General features: G+C 61.9%; 12 protein-coding genes, 1 tRNA gene and 2 rRNA genes (1 of these 15 running past the window's edge). 9 read left to right on the top strand and 6 right to left on the bottom strand.

The window, feature by feature from the left end:
* Positions 1-18: 18 nt before the first annotated feature.
* On the bottom strand, positions 19-657 hold the full coding sequence (locus tag ACUJ47_RS12530) for a class I SAM-dependent methyltransferase (protein ID WP_445538717.1): 639 nt from the start codon (positions 655-657) through the stop codon (positions 19-21).
* Positions 658-757: 100 nt separating this feature from the next.
* On the opposite strand from ACUJ47_RS12530, the gene ACUJ47_RS12525 reads away from it, so the two are divergent.
* Positions 758-2143: an MFS transporter gene (locus ACUJ47_RS12525; protein ID WP_445538716.1), complete on the top strand. Its 1386-nt coding sequence runs from the start codon at positions 758-760 to the stop codon at positions 2141-2143.
* A gap of 8 nt (positions 2144-2151) precedes the next feature.
* On the opposite strand, the gene arsC is transcribed toward ACUJ47_RS12525, so the two are convergent.
* The gene (arsC, locus tag ACUJ47_RS12520) at positions 2152-2493 is read right to left on the bottom strand and encodes an arsenate reductase (glutaredoxin) (protein ID WP_445538715.1); all 342 of its coding nucleotides are present in this window, start codon (positions 2491-2493) and stop codon (positions 2152-2154) included.
* A gap of 167 nt (positions 2494-2660) precedes the next feature.
* Between arsC and ACUJ47_RS12515 the strand changes: the two genes are divergently transcribed.
* Positions 2661-4784 (top strand): TonB-dependent receptor, encoded by a 2124-nt coding sequence (locus ACUJ47_RS12515; RefSeq protein WP_445538714.1) that lies wholly within the window; start codon positions 2661-2663, stop codon positions 4782-4784.
* A gap of 4 nt (positions 4785-4788) precedes the next feature.
* Here ACUJ47_RS12515 and ACUJ47_RS12510 read toward each other — a convergent pair whose 3' ends face one another.
* Positions 4789-5343: a (2Fe-2S)-binding protein gene (locus ACUJ47_RS12510; RefSeq protein WP_445538713.1), complete on the bottom strand. Its 555-nt coding sequence runs from the start codon at positions 5341-5343 to the stop codon at positions 4789-4791.
* Positions 5344-5530: 187 nt separating this feature from the next.
* Between ACUJ47_RS12510 and ACUJ47_RS12505 the strand changes: the two genes are divergently transcribed.
* From ACUJ47_RS12505 to ACUJ47_RS12475, 7 genes are all read left to right on the top strand, one after another.
* On the top strand, positions 5531-7906 hold the full coding sequence (locus ACUJ47_RS12505) for a chemotaxis protein CheA (RefSeq protein WP_445538712.1): 2376 nt from the start codon (positions 5531-5533) through the stop codon (positions 7904-7906).
* On the top strand, positions 7903-8343 hold the full coding sequence (locus ACUJ47_RS12500) for a chemotaxis protein CheW (protein ID WP_445538711.1): 441 nt from the start codon (positions 7903-7905) through the stop codon (positions 8341-8343). The genes ACUJ47_RS12505 and ACUJ47_RS12500 overlap by 4 nt, the downstream gene beginning before the upstream one ends.
* A 55-nt stretch (positions 8344-8398) precedes the next feature.
* Positions 8399-8764 (top strand): response regulator, encoded by a 366-nt coding sequence (locus tag ACUJ47_RS12495; protein WP_445538710.1) that lies wholly within the window; start codon positions 8399-8401, stop codon positions 8762-8764.
* Positions 8765-8850: 86 nt separating this feature from the next.
* Entirely contained in the window at positions 8851-9897 is a 1047-nt protein-coding gene (gene cheB / locus ACUJ47_RS12490; RefSeq protein ID WP_445538901.1) for a chemotaxis-specific protein-glutamate methyltransferase CheB, read from the top strand.
* The gene (locus ACUJ47_RS12485; RefSeq protein WP_445538709.1) at positions 9888-10739 is read left to right on the top strand and encodes a CheR family methyltransferase; all 852 of its coding nucleotides are present in this window, start codon (positions 9888-9890) and stop codon (positions 10737-10739) included. The genes cheB and ACUJ47_RS12485 overlap by 10 nt, the downstream gene beginning before the upstream one ends.
* 137 nt (positions 10740-10876) lie before the next feature.
* Entirely contained in the window at positions 10877-12400 is a 1524-nt protein-coding gene (locus ACUJ47_RS12480) for a putative bifunctional diguanylate cyclase/phosphodiesterase (protein WP_445538708.1), read from the top strand.
* Entirely contained in the window at positions 12397-14199 is a 1803-nt protein-coding gene (locus tag ACUJ47_RS12475; protein ID WP_445538707.1) for a methyl-accepting chemotaxis protein, read from the top strand. The genes ACUJ47_RS12480 and ACUJ47_RS12475 overlap by 4 nt, the downstream gene beginning before the upstream one ends.
* A 405-nt stretch (positions 14200-14604) precedes the next feature.
* On the opposite strand, the gene ACUJ47_RS12470 is transcribed toward ACUJ47_RS12475, so the two are convergent.
* The 3 genes from ACUJ47_RS12470 to ACUJ47_RS12460 all read right to left on the bottom strand — a co-directional run.
* Positions 14605-14681: transfer RNA gene (locus ACUJ47_RS12470), tRNA-Met, on the bottom strand.
* Between the two features lie 104 nt (positions 14682-14785).
* Positions 14786-14900 (bottom strand): 5S ribosomal RNA (gene rrf / locus ACUJ47_RS12465).
* A 128-nt stretch (positions 14901-15028) separates the two neighbouring features.
* Positions 15029-16861 (bottom strand): 23S ribosomal RNA (locus ACUJ47_RS12460) (it continues 957 nt past the right edge of the window).

Genomic DNA, 16861 nt, shown 5'->3' with positions numbered 1-16861 from the left:
GCGCGGGTGCTGTCCAGGTCAATCCTCGCCCGCGTCGGCCTTCCATGCCCAGAACAGCTTGCAGGGCAGGATGTTGAGCCATTCGAAACCGCTGTCGATGCGCGGAAAATGCGGGCGCATGTAGTCAAGGCATGCAGCAGTGAACTGGTAAACCAGGAAACCGCCGCCCGGCCGCAAGGCGCGATGGGTGGCGGCCCCGATCGCCGAGGCGACGCCTGCCGGCAAGGTCGAGAACGGCAGGCCCGACAGGATGTAATCTGCCTGCTCGAAACCACGCTCACGGATGATCTGTTCGACGTCGGCTGCCGAACCCAGCACCGCGTGGAAGCGCTTGTCGCGGATCGTTCGCTGCAAATATTCGATATAGAGCGGATTGGTGTCGATCACGATCAGCGTGGCATCCCCGCTCAACCGCTCAAGCACCGGGCGGCAGAAAGTTCCGATGCCCGGGCCATATTCCACGAACAGGCGGCAATTGCGCCAGTCGACCGGTTCGAGCATTTGTTGCACGGTGAAGCGCGAAGACGGGATGATCGAACCGACCATGCGCGGATGTTCGACAAATCCCCGGAAGAAAACGGCCCATTGCCCTGCATAAAGCGCCAGCCGGTCTCGCAGCCGCTGCCGCAGGTCGATCACAACTCCTTTGGAATTCATATAGCTTCCGCACTCTCGCTCGCAGCCGTCTAAGGCGCGACCTCGCAGATGCGGCCGCGCATTGCAAGCTTGACGCCGCTGGCGTAGCGCTTGTCGGATCATGGCTGACTTCGAACCTGCTGCCACCACCACTGCATCGCCGGCCAAGGCCCCGGCGCGCATTTCGCGCGAGCGGATGGTGCTGCTGTTCTCGGTGATGCTGGTGACGGCAGCGGGCAACACCGCGATGCAGTCGGTCATGCCGTCGATCGGCACCGCGCTGGGCGTGGCGGATGTGTGGATCAGCCTGGCCTATACATGGTCCGCACTGCTGTGGGTTATCTGCGCACCGCTTTGGGCACGCCGGTCCGACCGGCGCGGTCGCAAGTCGATGATGGCGGTGGGCCTGCTCGGCTTCATCTCCTCGATGGCGCTGTGCGGCATGGTGCTGTGGTTCGGCCTTGCGGGCTTCATCTCGGCGAGCGCTACGCTGATCTTCTTCGCCGCTGCGCGAAGCCTCTATGGCGGCTTCGGCTCGGCCGCACCGCCCGCAGTGCAGGCCTATGTCGCTAGCCGCACGCCGCGCGCCGAGCGCACACAGGCGCTTGCTCTGATCGCGTCCAGCTTCGGGCTTGGGACAGTGATCGGCCCGGCGCTCGCGCCGCTGCTTATTTTCCCGAGGACCGGGCTTATCGGCCCATTCTTCGCCTTTGCCATGATCGCCGCGCTTGTGTTGGTAGCGGTCCGCCTGCGCCTTCCCAATGATGCGCCAAGCTATGCCGCGCGCGGCGTGGTGGTGGCTGCCCCCTTCAGCGCCAGTTCCAATTCCTCGCTGACCGGAGAGGACGAAAGCGACGACACACCAGCCGATGCAGGTGGCGCCGCGCTGCCGGAGCCTGACGATATTCCGCACCTGAAGTGGAAGGATGAAAGGCTGCGCCCCTGGCTGATTGCGGGGCTCTTGGGCGGCCATGCGCAGGCCGCGACCCTGGGTATCATCGGCTTCTTCATCCTCGACCGGCTGGGCCTGCGCGGCGACCCAGGCGCAGGTGCCGGGCCGATCGGGCTGGTCTTGATGTCCGGCGCGATTGCAACCTTGCTAGCGCAATGGGGCCTCATCCCGATGCTGAAGCTCGGGCCACGCGGATCGACCATGTGGGGCATGGCGCTGGCCGCGCTCGGCACCGTCACTTTCGCCGTCTCCAGCGATCTTCACTCGATCGCCTTGGGCTTTGCCATCGCCTCACTCGGCTTCGGGCTCTATCGCCCGGGCTTCACTTCTGGCGCATCGCTGGCCGTGACCCGGCGCGAACAAGGCCAGGTTAGTGGCATGGTCGCCTCGGTGAACGGCGCTGCATATATTTTCGCCCCGGCGATCGGGGTCTGGCTCTATGGCCACCACCCCGTGATCGGCTTTGCCGCGATCTGCACGCTTTGCGCTGCGGTCTATGTGCTTGGTTGGCGCAAGCTAACCAGCGATGCCGACCTGATCATCGACCGGCACTAAGTTCCGCGTCAGAGGATTTCGCCGACCACGTCTTGCGGGCGGCACAGGCGTACGCCCTTCTCCGTTTCGACCAGCGGGCGTTCGATCAGGATCGGCTCGGCCGCCATCGCCGCCAGCACGGTTTCATCGTCGGCGTCGGGCAATCCGCGCTCGGCGGCATCGGTTCCACGAAGACGCAAGCCCTGCTGCGGGGTAATCCCGGCATCGCGATAGAGCTGCGCCAGTTTGCCAGCCGTGGGCGGCTTCTTGAGGTATTCGACCACGCTCAGGTCAACTCCGGCTTCCTCGAGGATCGCCAGCGTCTTGCGCGACGTGCCGCAATTGGGATTGTGCCAGATTGTTGCCTTCATGCGCAGATCCTCGTGTTCGGCCCGGCTTCTTCGAGCGGGCGATTTCATGCCTGCGCGCCCTAGCGATTCAAGAAAATTGCGGCAAGTTCACTTTGCCTGTTGCTTTTGCGAATAATTCGCAATAGCGATCGCTCCAACAGCAATTGAGTCGAAAGATAGGACCAGGGATGACATCCATCAGCAAGGGCTGGCTGCTCGCCGGCGCCGCATTTTTCGTGGCCCAGGCAAGCCCCGCATTCGCCGCAGCAGGCGCAGATGCGGCCGAGCAGGACCGGCAATATTTGCCCGATGGCATCATCGTGACCGGCCAGCGCGAAGGCTATGCTGAAGATGACGGCTCGAGCGGGACCAAGACGCCCACCCCTGTGATCGACGTGCCGCAAACGATCACTTTCATTACCGAGGACCAGCTTGAGGACCAGTCGATCCGCCAGTTGGGCGATGCACTGCGTTATGTGCCCGGCGTCAGCATCGAGACTGGCGAAGGCCACCGCGACGAGATCTTCATCCGCGGCCAGAAGTCCACTGCCGACTTCTACCTCGATGGGCTGCGCGACGACGCGCAATATTACCGCTCGCTCTACAATGTCGAACGGATCGAAGTGCTGAAGGGCGCCAATGCCCTGATCTTCGGGCGCGGCGGCGGCGGCGGGGTGGTCAACCGCGTGAGCAAGGCTGCGCGGATCAATGGCTTCGAGGCTCAATTCGATGCGTCGGCCGACACATTCGGCGCATTCGCGCTGGCGGGTGACGTCAACTCGACGCTGTCCGAAGCTTCGGCGATGCGCATCAACGCCACCTATGAGGAATTCGACAGCAACCGCGATTTCTACACTGGCCATTTCATCGGCGTCTCGCCCACGGTTACGGTGGAACTGGGCGCGGCTACCAAGCTGACCGCTTCCTATTCCTATGAGGAAGACGAACGGATTGTGGATCGCGGCAACCCTTCCGATGGTTCCGGGCCTCAACGGGGCTATCGCGACACGCTGTTCGGCGATGGTGATTTCAACCACACCCATTCGCAGGTCCACATCGCCCGCGCACGGCTCGATCACGAATTCTCGAGCAATCTCTCGGCCAATGCCACACTGCAATTCGCCGATTATGACAAGGCTTACCAGAACGTGGTGCCCAGCGGGCTGCGCAATGGCGGGGCCGATGTGGAATTCTCCGGCTATCGCGACACGCAGGCCCGGCAGAACTGGATCGCGCAAGCAAACCTGGTTTGGGAAGTCTCTACTGGCGCACTCGACCACATGATCCTCGCCGGGTTCGAAGCGAGCTGGCAGGATTCGAACAACGGCCGCGCAAACGCATTATTCGATGACGGCGCGGGCGGCACGACCAGCCGCTTCACCACGCCGTTGGCTGACATTTTCACCTTCCCCGCGATCACGCTCACCGCCCCGCTGCGCGACCGGCACAGCGAGCTCGAAGTCCTTTCGGGCTATGTCCAAGACCAGATCGACATCGGCGATCATTTCCAGCTGATCGCCGGGCTGCGCTGGGACCGTTTCGACCTCAGGACGATCGAACTGCTGACCAGCGTTCGCGGCGACCGTGTGGATGAGAAAGTCACTCCGCGCGTTGGCCTGATCTACAAGCCCAGCGGCCAGCTTTCGCTTTACGCCAGCTATGCCACGAGCTTCCTGCCGCAGGCGGGCGATCAGTTCTTCCTGCTCTCACCGGGCGATACAGCCTTCGCGCCCGAGAAGTTCACCAATTACGAAATCGGCGCGAAATGGGCGCCCAGCGACAAGCTGTTCGTGACCGCAGCCCTGTTCCAGCTCGAACGGACCAACACCAAGGGCCCCGATCCGCAGGACCCAACGCTTGTCGCGCTGGTCGGCGAAAGCCGCACCCGTGGGCTCGAGTTCAACCTCGTCGGCGAAATCACTCCGGCATGGCAAGCCAATATCGGCTATACTTATCTCGACGGCGAGATCACCAGCACCAGCAGTTTCGGTGCGGAAGGCTTGCGGCTGCAGCAACTGCCAAAGCACCAGTTCAGCGCCTGGACGCGCTACGATTTCTCGGAGCAGTTCGGGCTTGGCCTTGGCGTGATCTACCAGGACGAGCAATTCGCCAGCTTCAGCAATGCCGTGACTTTGCCTGACTATGTCCGCGTCGATGCCGCGGCCTATTACACTGTGAGTGAGCGGCTTTCGCTGCAACTCAACGTCGAGAACCTGTTCGATGCGAGCTATTTCCCCAGCGCGCATGGCGACAACAACATCCAGCCGGGCAAACCGCTGAGCGGCAGGCTGGGCGTGCGGGTGAAGCTCTAGGGGATTACTCGCCCTCGGGCACTTGTGCCGGACGCAGAGCCGGCACTTCGCGCGCCGCATCCTCGGTGCTGATCCCTGGAGGCGGTGCAGCACTTATCGTTTCCAGCCGCCGCGCCACGCGCCCGGCGCGCTGGATCGCCCGCACCAGCCGCGGATAGACCCCGCATCGGCAGAGATTGGGGATCGCGGCCTTGATCTCCGCTTCGCTGGGATTGGCGTTGCTACGAAGCAGGGCCGCTGCGGCGATGGCGATACCGGGGGTGCAGAAGCCGCACTGGATCGCCTGTTCCGCCACCAGTGCCTGCTGGACCGGATGCGAACGGTCGCGCGACAAGCCTTCGATCGTGGTGACGAAGCGCCCCTCGGCCTCGGCAATCGTCACAAGGCAGGAACGCAGCGCCGCGCCATCGACCAGCACCATGCAAGCGCCGCAATCGCCATTGCCGCAGCCATATTTGGTGCCGGTGAGATTGGCCGCATCGCGCAGTGCCCAAAGCAGCGGGGTCTGCGGATCCATGTCGAATTCGAGCGGACGATCGTTGACGGTCATGCGCGGCATGAACGTGCGGGCTCCTTTGCGCACATTGTCTGAGCGGCGCCTATCGCATGCGGCACGGCGCCGCACAAGCCGCGCTGCCGACGCGGACCGGCATCGTCACCCGACATCGCAATTGGCCCGGTGACGCTTCGTTAACCATCTTCCCTCATAGAGTTCGGAGATTGGGCCGGAGCCGAGGGCTGAAGTGATGGACGACTTGCTGGCGGATTTCATTGAAGAAACCCGCGAATTGCTCGAAGCGAGCGAAGGCGAAATAATCGCCTGGGAAGCCGATCCGGGTGACCGGGCGCGGCTCGATACCATTTTCCGCTTCGTCCACACCGTCAAAGGCAATTGCGGTTTCTTCGACCTGCCCCGGCTCGAACAGCTGAGCCACGCGGCCGAAGATGCACTCTCCGATGTTCGCAACGGTCGCCGCGAACCCGATGCCGCGCTGGTCACGGCAGTGCTCGCGATCATCGATCGCATCGCGGAAATGGTCGACGCGCTCGAAGCGGGCGAGGAATTCGCTGAGGGAGGCGACGAGGGCCTGATCGCCGCGCTCGACGAGGATTTCTGCGACAGCTTTCCCGTTGCCGCCACTGGCGGACAGCAGAACGAACAGTCAGATGCGACGACCGCACCCGCCAGCTCTGGCGGCATCGCAACGCAACGCTCCATTCGCTTGCCGGTCGAACTGCTCGACCGCGTCATGAGCGGCGTCTCGGACATGGTGCTGGCACGCAACGACCTGGCGCACCGCTTGCGCGAGGCAGGCACCCAGCCGACCATCGACGGGCCGTTCGAGCGCCTCACCACCATTCTCGCAGACGTGCGCGACGCGGTTACCCGTATGCGCATGCAGCGGATCGACCATCTCTTCGGCGCTTTCCCGCGGTTGGTGCGTGACCTGTCAAACGAACTTGGCAAGCAGGTGATGATCGACCTCGATGGGGGCGATGTAGAACTCGACCGCGAGATGATCGAAATGATCCGCGATCCGATGACGCATATCCTGCGCAATGCGATTGACCATGGCTTCGAAAGCCCGGCCGATCGCCTGAAGGCGGGCAAGCGCGAAATCGGCCTGTTGTCGATCGCCGCGCGCCAGTCCGGCAACACGATCTCGATCGTCGTCAGCGATGACGGCAAGGGTCTCGATGAGGCTCGCATCGCCGCCAAGGCCGTAGCCAATGGCATCGTCAGCGCAGCTGAGCTCAAACAGATGTCGCGTAACGAGATCGTCCAGCTGGTCTTTGCACCCGGGCTTTCGACCGCAGAACAGGTCAGCTCGGTTTCGGGCCGCGGTGTCGGACTGGACGTTGTCCGCGCCAATCTCGAAAAGGTCGGCGGGACCATCCAGGTTTCCAGCACTCCCGGCCACGGCACAATATTCACGCTGCAGATCCCGCTCACGCTCAGCATTATTGCCGGGATCACGGTCGAGGCCAGTGGGCAGCATTTTGCGATCCCGCAGGGCTTCGTCGAGGAAATCGTACACGGCGCCACCGCCGAGCTCGAACCTGCGCAGATCGGCGAAACCGCACTGGTCACTTTCCGTGGCCAACGCACACCGTGCCTCGCGCTTTCGGAAGTGCTTGGCATCGATCGGGATGATGCACCGGCGCGCAAGGTGATGGTTCTGCTCAAGCTTGCGCGCGGCAATCTGTTCGCGCTGGCGGTCGACGCGATCCACAATCACGGCGATTTGGTGGTCAAGCCGCTCGCCCCGGCGATCATGGGGAGCCGCATTTTCGCGGGCTCGACCTTGCTCGACGACGGCCGCCCCATCCTGATGCTCGACATTCCCAATATCGCTGCGCAACATGAGCTAATGGCCGATGCGAGCGAGCGTTTCGCCCGCTCCGACCTCGATTTCGAACAGAAGGCCGCAAGCGAAGTATTGGCGCAGGCCATGCTGTTCCGGGGCTTTGACGGTTCGCGGCGCGCGGTGCGGCTTGAGCTGGTCCAGCGGATCGAAACCGTTCCCGGCGAAGCGGTCGACCGCAGCAGCAGTACAGTGCGCGCAGTCGTTGATGGCGAAATCCTGCCGCTGGTGGGAATTACGCCGGGCCAGGAAGTGCCGGCCCAGCTGCGCATGCTCCGCCTTTCCGACGGCAGCTGCGAATTGCTCCACGCGATCGCGGCGATCGAGGATGCGGTCGCGCTCGACAGCGAACTCGTGCCGGCAGAAGAGGATCCGCTGCTCGAAGCTGTGACCCTGATCGGCGGCGAAACCGTTGCGCTGATCGATGGCCACGCATTGTTTGCGCGCCATGGCGCCGTGCCGCAACGCATCGCCGGGCTGGCGTGCCACCTGCCAGACAGCGACTGGGCGCGCACCATCCTTGCGCCGCTGGTCAAGGCCGCCGGATACGAACTGGCCAAACGCGCGGACAAGGCAGACATTTCGATCCTGCTCGACGAGCAGATTACCTCGACCGGGAGCGGCGAAGTCATCCGCCTGCGCAGCCTGCCGGACAACCAGGCATCGCCCGAGGAAATCGGCAGCTCGATCTATCGTTACGACCGCGAAGCTGTGCTCAAGGCACTGCGCGCGGCAGGCAAGGGAGCAGCCGCATGAGCGAACTGCTGGTATTGGCCGAAGTGGCCGGGCGCAGCTGCGCCTTTCGTGCCGCCGACGTGCAATCGGTGATCGACATTGGCGAAGTTACCCCGGTGCCCCGGTCGCCGGATTTCGTAGTGGGCCTCGCCGCGCTGCGTAGCCAGGTGCTGACCGTGATCGATTGCCGTCGCGCCATCGGCCAGGACAATGCAGGTCTCGCCACCGACAGCCGCGCGGCAGTGGTCCGCGTCGACGGGCATTCCTACGCGCTCAGGGTCGATATGGTCGACGATATCGCTTCGGCATTGAGCGAACCGGGCGCTGTACCCGGCGGGTTCGGCGCAGGCTGGAACCGGGTTGGCTATGGCATGGTCGAAACCGATCGCGGGCCGGCCTTGCTGCTTAACGTCGCAGAGCTGATCGCAGGGCCTCCAGAGGCCCGGGCGGCGGCTTAAGGTAATAGTTACGGCTCACGCTTAAGAAAACGCGAAACAGGGAATAGGGGTTCGCATGAAAACGTGTCTGATCGTCGATGATTCGCGGGTAATCCGCCGGGTTTCGAGGCATATCCTCGAAACTCTCGGCTTTACCGTCAGCGAAGCTGAGAACGGCCTCGAAGGTCTCGACCGCTGCTCCGAATCCATGCCCGACGTTGTCCTGCTCGATTGGAACATGCCCGTGATGAGCGGGATCGAGTTCATCGTCCAGCTGCGCAAGCGCCCGGGCGGCGACAAACCGAAAGTTGTGTTCTGCACTACCGAGAACGACGTCGCGCATATCCGCGAGGCGATCAGCGCGGGAGCGGACGAATATGTGATGAAGCCGTTCGACCACGAGACGCTGCAGATAAAACTCCAACTGGTCGGCTTCAACTGAGGGCAGGTTCGGTGGAGCCGCTCCCTTCCCCAAAACCCCTGCGTAACGCTCCGCAACGCGCCGCCGGTCGTTCGCCAGTGCGAGTGATGGTGGTCGACGATTCGCTGACGGTGCGCACGGTATTCTCGCGCATGATCGAAAACGATCCTGCGCTGCAGCTCGCCACGACCGCCAGCAATGCCGAGCGCGCGATCGCGATCCTCCGCGAAAAGCCGGTCGACGTGATCTTGCTCGATCTCGAAATGCCCGGAATGGGCGGGCTCGAGGCTTTGCCCAAGATCCTGGAGACCGCCGACGGCGCACAGGTATTGGTCGTTTCTTCGCTGACTGAAGACGGCGCCGAACACACTGTGGCCGCCCTGTCGATGGGCGCAGCCGACACAATGCTCAAGCCGCGCCCGGGCGGCTTCGACAATGCCTATCGCGCCACGCTGCTGGACAAGATCCACGCGCTTGGCGGGCTCGACCGTGAAGAGGCGCAGGCCCGGTCGCAAACCCGCTCGGCAGATCTTCGTGAGACAGCGGCTGTGGCACGGCAACGCCACAAACAGCCCGAGGTGATCGCGATCGGCGGATCGACTGGGGCGATCCATGCGCTCAACATCCTGCTGCGCGACCTGCCGCGCAGTTTCGACCTCCCGATCCTGATTACCCAGCACCTGCCCGCCAATTTCATTCCGGTGTTTGCGCGCCAGGTGGAAATGGTCGCGGCGCGGCCGACCCGGATCGCCGAAGACGGCACCGAAATCCGGCGCGGCGAGATCGCCATCGCAACCGGTCACGGCCACATGGTCGTGAAGCGCGAACGCGACCGGCTGGTGGCCCGCATTTCGGCTGTTCCAGCGCGCAGCGGCTGCCTTCCCTCGGTCGATCCGATGCTGGCCAGCCTTGCTGAAACAACGGCAGGCCATGCGCTCGCAGTGATCCTTTCGGGGATGGGCCGCGACGGAGTGGAAGGCGCTGCAGAACTTGTCGCCGCCGGTGGCCGGGTGCTGGCGCAGGACCAGGCAAGCTCGGCCGTGTGGGGCATGCCCGGCGCTGTCGTCAGCCAGGGGATCGCGACAGTGGCGCTCCCGCCCGAAGCCTTGCTGAAGGAAATTCTCGATTGCGCAGGGGTGGCGGCATGGAAGTAAGCAGCGCCTCGCTCCAGGTGATTTCCGACTTGCTGGCCGAGCATACCGGCCAGCAGCTCACGGAATGCCGCCGCTGGCGGGTTGCCACGGCGCTTTCGCGAGTTTTCCGCGAGCGCGGCATTTCCAATGTCGACCAACTCGCTTGTCTTCTTGCCGGCCCGCCCGATCCCGGGCTGGTGCAGGACGTGATCGAGGCCCTGCTCAACAACGAAACCTATTTCTTCCGCGACAAGCCCACGTTCGACCAGCTTCCTTCGCGCATCTTCCCGATGCTTGCGGAACGCCGCGTCGATCGACGCAGGCTGCAGATCTGGTGCGCGGGATGCTCGACCGGGCAGGAAGTGCATTCGCTCGCCATCCAGTTTGCCGAGCAGGCGCGGCGATGGGAAGGCTGGTCGATCGACATCCTCGGCACCGATATCTCTGCGCAAGTCATCCAGACCGCCAGGACCGGACATTACAGCCAGTTCGAAGTGCAGCGCGGCCTCAGCGTGCAGCAAATGCTGTCGCATTTCGACGAGACCGCATCTGGTTGGCAGATGCATGCCGACAAGCGTTCGGTAGTGCGCTTCGAGCGCCACAACGTGCTCGGCCCGCCGCCAAGTCGCCAACCCTTCGACCTGATCCTGTGCCGGAACGTATTGCTCTATTTCGACCCGGAAACGCGCGGCGCCGCCTTTGAACGGCTGCGCCAGGCGCTTGCCCCGGACGGCTTCCTGATGCTGGGTGCGGGCGAAACCGTGGTCGGGCAGACGGATATTTTCACTCCGGCCAGCGGCCTTGCCAGCATTTATTCGCCGGTCCACGCCAATGCGCCGATGGCGCATGCGATGGCGGATTGAAGCCAGGGAAAGCTGCGACGCTGGCGAGCGCAAATCAAGGTAAATGCGCGGTTTACGCTTCCTTAGCGAAATCATGGCTAAGGCTATGCGGTGACTCGCAATAATCGCGCCGGAAGGGGGCCGAATTGAAGCTGGACATGCACCGGATTGCAGCCACACGGTTGCCTTTGCTGGCGGCGCCGCTGGTACCCCTGGCGTTGCTGGTGGGCATGGCCATGTCCACTACCGGCGCGGGCAGCAAGGCTTCCTCCGCCACCACTGCATCGCTGCTGGTCGCTGGTGTGCTGCTCTACGCGGCCGCAATCTACTATCTCGGCAAGATCGCCTCCGTACAGCCGGGCACGATCGGTCATGACGACGATACGGATAATCTGAGCCAGCTTCCCAATCGTCGCGCGCTACATGGCGATGTCGAACACGACCAGATCAGCGGCGAAGAAGTCGCCATGGCCCTGATCGATCTCGACAGCTTTAAGCAGGTTAATGAACATTACGGCCATTTCGTGGGCGATCAGCTGATCCGCACGTGTGCCGCGATCATTCGCGAAACCTGCGGCGAGGAAGCGCGGTGCTATCGGCTGGGTGGTGACGAATTCGCAATCACCATGGCAGGCCCCGTCGCCGGCAATATTCTTGAGGGAATCTGCCGAAAGATCATCACCGAACTCGGCAAGCCGATCTCGGTCAATGGTCGTGAAGTCGTAGTTGGCGCCAGCATCGGACTGACGCGTTCGACTGGCAAGGACGGGCTGAGTTCATCTGAACTGCTGCGCCGCTGCGACGTGGCGATGTATGCATCCAAGCGCGCGGGGAAGATGCGCTGTACCTGGTTCACGCAAGACCTCGACCGAAACCGCGAGGCCCAGCGTGAGATGGACACTGAACTGCGCCACGCCCTAACCAACGAAGAATTCGCGCTGCATTACCAACCTCTGGTAGATTCTGAGACCCACGAGATCGTGGCAGTCGAGGCGCTGATCCGCTGGAATCGGCCGGACGGCCAGCAAGTCGGCCCGCACATCTTCATCCCCGTCGCGGAAGAGTCCGGCTTCATCAATGCGATCGGGTTGTGGGTACTGCGTCGCGCCTGCACCGATGCGCGGGCATGGGACGATATCATGCTGTCGGTGAACATCTCGGCGGCGCAATTGCGCAACCCCGAGTTCCCGGTACAGTTGGGCCATATCCTCGAGGAAACCGGCTTTCCCGCCGAACGGCTCGAGCTCGAAATCACCGAGACCTGCCTGGTGATGGATCCGGTGGTGGCCGAGCGCAACCTTGCGGTCATTCGCGGTTTCGGCGTCAACGTTTCGCTCGACGATTTCGGTACGGGCTATGCCTCGATCGGGTTCCTGCGCCAGTTCCGCTTCGAAAAGCTCAAGCTCGACCGCTCGCTGGTGGTCGATGCCGGAACCGACGAAGGCTCGCGCGCGATGATGCTATCCAGCATCACCGTTGCGCGTGCGCTCAAGATGGGCGTCACCGCAGAAGGCGTCGAAACCAAGGAACAAGCCGACATGGTTCGCACCGCAGGCTGCGACCAGATCCAGGGCTGGCTTTTCTACAAGGCCATGCCGTCGGATCAAATCAGCCAGCTACTAGACCGCGTCCGCGCCGATCGCAGTTCGGGCGCAATTTTTTCGCATAAGGGTGTCGCATGAGCGCTATCGATGACGTTGCCAAACAGTTGCGGGCAGAGGTTGAACAGGACTTTGGCCCCGTGGCAGACGGAGCGCCCGCTTCGCGGTTCCGCCTGAAGGCATGGTTCCACGACTTGCCGCTGGCCGGGAAGATCCAGGTCCTCTTCCGTTCCTTCCTTGGCGCAATCATCGTCATGTCGCTTGTGCTGGGCCTCGGCATTGCCGACCTCTATGGTCGCTACAAAACGCATTCGGAGGTGCAGAATGCGGTGCTGGCATCGGCCGACATGCGCAGCACCACAGGTGAATTCCGCTACAATGCGGTGCGTTTCATCTTTGGTCGCGAGGACGCAGCGCTAGAACGTCAACGCCAGAGCTACGCCAGCGCGCAGCAGCGGCTCACCGAAGTGCGCGGCGTGATCGACGAGCACCTGCCCTCTTTCACTGCCAAAGTCGATGCGATCGGAACCGGCTTCACTGCCTATGACGCCAAGTTCGAAGAACTGCGCGCCAATCTGGTCCGCGAAGGCCAAAGCCCGGCTTCGGTGAAGCTGGCTTATGAACTTTCGGCGCAGGGCGATGCCCTTTTCGATCAGGCAGCCGCCTTCGAAACGGACATGACTGTGGCCTCGCGTGCGATAGAAGATGCCGGATTGAGCTATTTCTACCGCATGATGGCGATCGTCGCGCTGGTTATTGCTCTCGGCGCCGCAGTAATGGTGGCCGGCCTGCGCTATCTTTCGCGCGATTTCGCATCGAAGGTCGCAGAAATCACCGGCGGCATGACCATGCTTGCGGGCGGCAACCGCCATTTCGAAATCGTCGGGATCGATCGCAAGGACGAAATCGGCGAAATGCTACGCGCCATCGCGCTGTTCAAACGTGCCAATATCAAGCTGGAGCGCTGGGCAAAGGAACGCGCCGATCGCGCCAAGGAAGAGTTGGAAGAACAGGAAGCGGCACGCGAAGAAAAGGCTCAAGTCCTGCGCGAGTTCGCGGACCAGTTCGAACGGACGGTGGGCGATGTCGTGGGCGGCGTGGCGGCGGCTTCGAGCCAGCTGCAGACGACAGCTTCGGCGATGGCCAACTCGGCCGAGGAATCGACGCGGCAGACCGCAATCGTTTCGAAGTCGATGGAAGAAGCAAACGCTGGCGCGACCGCTGCGGCTGCCGCGAGTGACGAGTTCGCCATGTCTATCGGCGAAATCAGCCGCCAGGCAGCCTCGTCGGCCGAGTTGGCACGCGAAGCGAGCACATCGGCAAGCGAGGCGGACGCGACCATTTCGGCTCTGTCGGAATCTGCGGAAGAAGTGGGTGAAGTGGTCGAGCTGATCAAAACGATCGCCCAGCGGACCAACCTGCTGGCGCTCAACGCTTCGATTGAGGCCGCCCGAGGCGGCGAAGCGGGCCGGGGCTTTGCGGTGGTTGCATCCGAAGTCAAGGAACTGGCAACGCAGACCAGTCGCGCGACCGAGCAGGTCGCCGAGCAGATCCGAGCGATGCAGGACACCACTGGCGCGAGCGTCAAGGCGCTTCGCAACATTGCGAGCCAGGTCGGGCAGCTCGAAGCCACAGCGGTTTCGATCGCATCGGCGGTCGACCAGCAGTCTGTGGCCGGCCAGGATCTGGCGCGCAGCATCGACATGGCGGCACGTGCCACCGACGCGGTCTCGAGCCATATCGACGATGTGCGTGAACTCTCGCTTTCGACCGGCGCAGCTGCCTCGCAAGTCCTCTCCTCGGCTACCGACCTCGAGGAACAGGCTTCGACCCTGCGCAAGCAGGTTCACGAATTCCTCTCCAAGGTCCGCACGGCTTAATCCTGAAGCGAGCTGCGAGGCACGCAGTCCAACACCATCAGCTAGCTTTTGGAAGCTTGTAGGGGCCGCATTTATTGCGGCCCCTTTTTCGTATGCTGGTGCAAGAACGTGCTATTGCGTGGGCCACCGGTCAGAGCTTGTGCGCAGCAGCAGCCTGACCAGGAATGCTCGTTTGGTGCACCACAATATGGTCGAGAGCTAAGGAAGCCCCGAAAGAGGGCTGGACTGGGACGTCTCATGGAGCACAAACCGTTGGCGCATCGACGGAGATGATACCGTACAGACCGATCCGATGAACCGGGCACGCCGCAGGCCATCTCTTGGCGCTAACGCATCCAACGGCCCGACGCACCAAAACGACAAACGCCGCCTCCATGAAGGAAGGCGGCGCTGGTATGTCCGTATTGGTTGCGGGGGTTGGATTTGAACCAACGACCTTCAGGTTATGAGCCTGACGAGCTACCGGACTGCTCCACCCCGCGGCACCGTTAAGATCAACGTCTGTAGAGACGCCAAAAGGGCCGCCCTTGTGGGGTCAGCCCTTCGACTTGTGAATGGGTCTTTCCGCGCACCCGCCGGCTACAATGCCTGGCGACGACCTACTCTTCCAACGCTTAAGCGTTAGTACCATCGGCGCTACCTGGTTTCACGGCCGAGTTCGAGATGGGATCGGGTGGGTCACAGGCGCTATGGCCACCAAGCAATGAAGCAGGCGGATGCGGGTTAAATCGATGCCCCTTTTTCAAGGGTGTTCTGGGCGTATCTGGCTTTGAGGTTCCTCCTCACAATGCCAGCCTGCGTTGCAGGGCTGTCATTGATGGCGGGATTCATCAAGCGCGATCAGAACTATTAGGACTGGTTAGCTCCACGCATTACTGCGCTTCCACACCCAGCCTATCAACGTCGTGGTCTACGACGGTTCGAAGATACCTTATCTTAAGGGAGGCTTCCCGCTTAGATGCTTTCAGCGGTTATCCCGTCCATGCATAGCTACCCTGCGGCACCCTTGGCAGGATGACAGGTACACCAGAGGCATGTTCACCCCGGTCCTCTCGTACTAGGGGCAACTCCTTTCAAGTATCGACGCCCACGGCAGATAGGGACCAAACTGTCTCGCGACGTTCTGAACCCAGCTCACGTACCACTTTAATTGGCGAACAGCCAAACCCTTGGGACCTGCTCCAGCCCCAGGATGTGATGAGCCGACATCGAGGTGCCAAACGATTCCGTCGATATGAGCTCTTGGGAATCATCAGCCTGTTATCCCCGGCGTACCTTTTATCCGTTGAGCGATGGCCCTTCCACGAGGGACCACCGGATCACTATGACCGACTTTCGTCTCTGCTCGACTCGTCAGTCTCGCAGTCAGGCAGGCTTATGCCATTGCACTCTAACAGCCGGTTTCCAACCGGCCTGAGCCTACCATCGCGCGCCTCCGTTACTCTTTAGGAGGCGACCGCCCCAGTCAAACTACCCGCCACAGAGGGTCCCACTACCGGATAACGGTAGCTGGTTAGACATCAGAAAACAGCAGGGTGGTATTTCACCTATGGCTCCACGACAGCTGGCGCCGTCGCTTCAAAGCCTCCCACCTATGCTACACAACTCTTTCCTAATGCCACTCTGAAGCTGCAGTAAAGGTGCACGGGGTCTTTCCGTCTAACCGCGGGTACTCCGCATCTTCACGGAGAATTCAATTTCGCTGAGCATATCCTGGAGACAGTGGGGAAGTCGTTACGCCATTCGTGCAGGTCGGAACTTACCCGACAAGGAATTTCGCTACCTTAGGACCGTTATAGTTACGGCCGCCGTTTACTGGGGCTTCAATTCGGAGCTTGCACTCCTCCTCTTAACCTTCCAGCACCGGGCAGGCGTCAGACCCTATACGTCGTCTTGAAGCCGACTTAGCAGAGTCCTGTGTTTTTGCTAAACAGTCGCTACCCCCTGGCCTGTGCCCCCCACCAAAAGTTGCCTTAAGATGGGGCCTCCTTCTTCCGAAGGTACGGAGGCAATTTGCCGAGTTCCTTCAGGATACTTCTCTCAAGCGCCTTGGTATACTCTACCTGACCACCTGTGTCGGTTTCGGGTACGGTCTATACGGAGAGGCTATTTCCTGGAACCACTTGGCTGCATGTCCAATCCAATAAGGACACACAACTTCCGCGATCCGTCACACATCTCCAGGCCCACGAATATTAACGTGGTTCCCATCGACTACCCCCTTCGGGCTCGTCTTAGGGGCCGGCTCACCCTGCGCCGATTAGCGTTGCGCAGGAACCCTTGGTCTTTCGGCGAGAGGGCATCTCACCCTCTTTGTCGCTACTCATGTCAGCATTCGCACTTCCGATATGTCCACCGTCGGTTACCCTTCGGCTTCAACCACCTACGGAACGCTCCGCTACCGCTCAGTCATAAGACTGAACCCTAAGCTTCGGTGCATCACTTTAGCCCCGATACATCTTCGCCGCAGGAACCCTTATTTAGACCAGTGAGCTGTTACGCTTTCTTTAAAGGATGGCTGCTTCTAAGCCAACCTCCTGGTTGTTTTGGGATTCCCACATGCTTTCCCACTTAGTGATGACTTGGGGACCTTAGCTGTAGGTTAGGGCTGTTTCCCTTTTGACGACGGACCTTAGCACCCGCCGTCTGTCTGCCAGACAAG

It is taken from the genome of Altererythrobacter sp. Z27 (genome assembly GCF_052683155.1).
The sequence above is the reverse complement of the archived record's forward strand: the minus strand, read 5'-3'. Positions and strand labels throughout refer to the sequence as shown.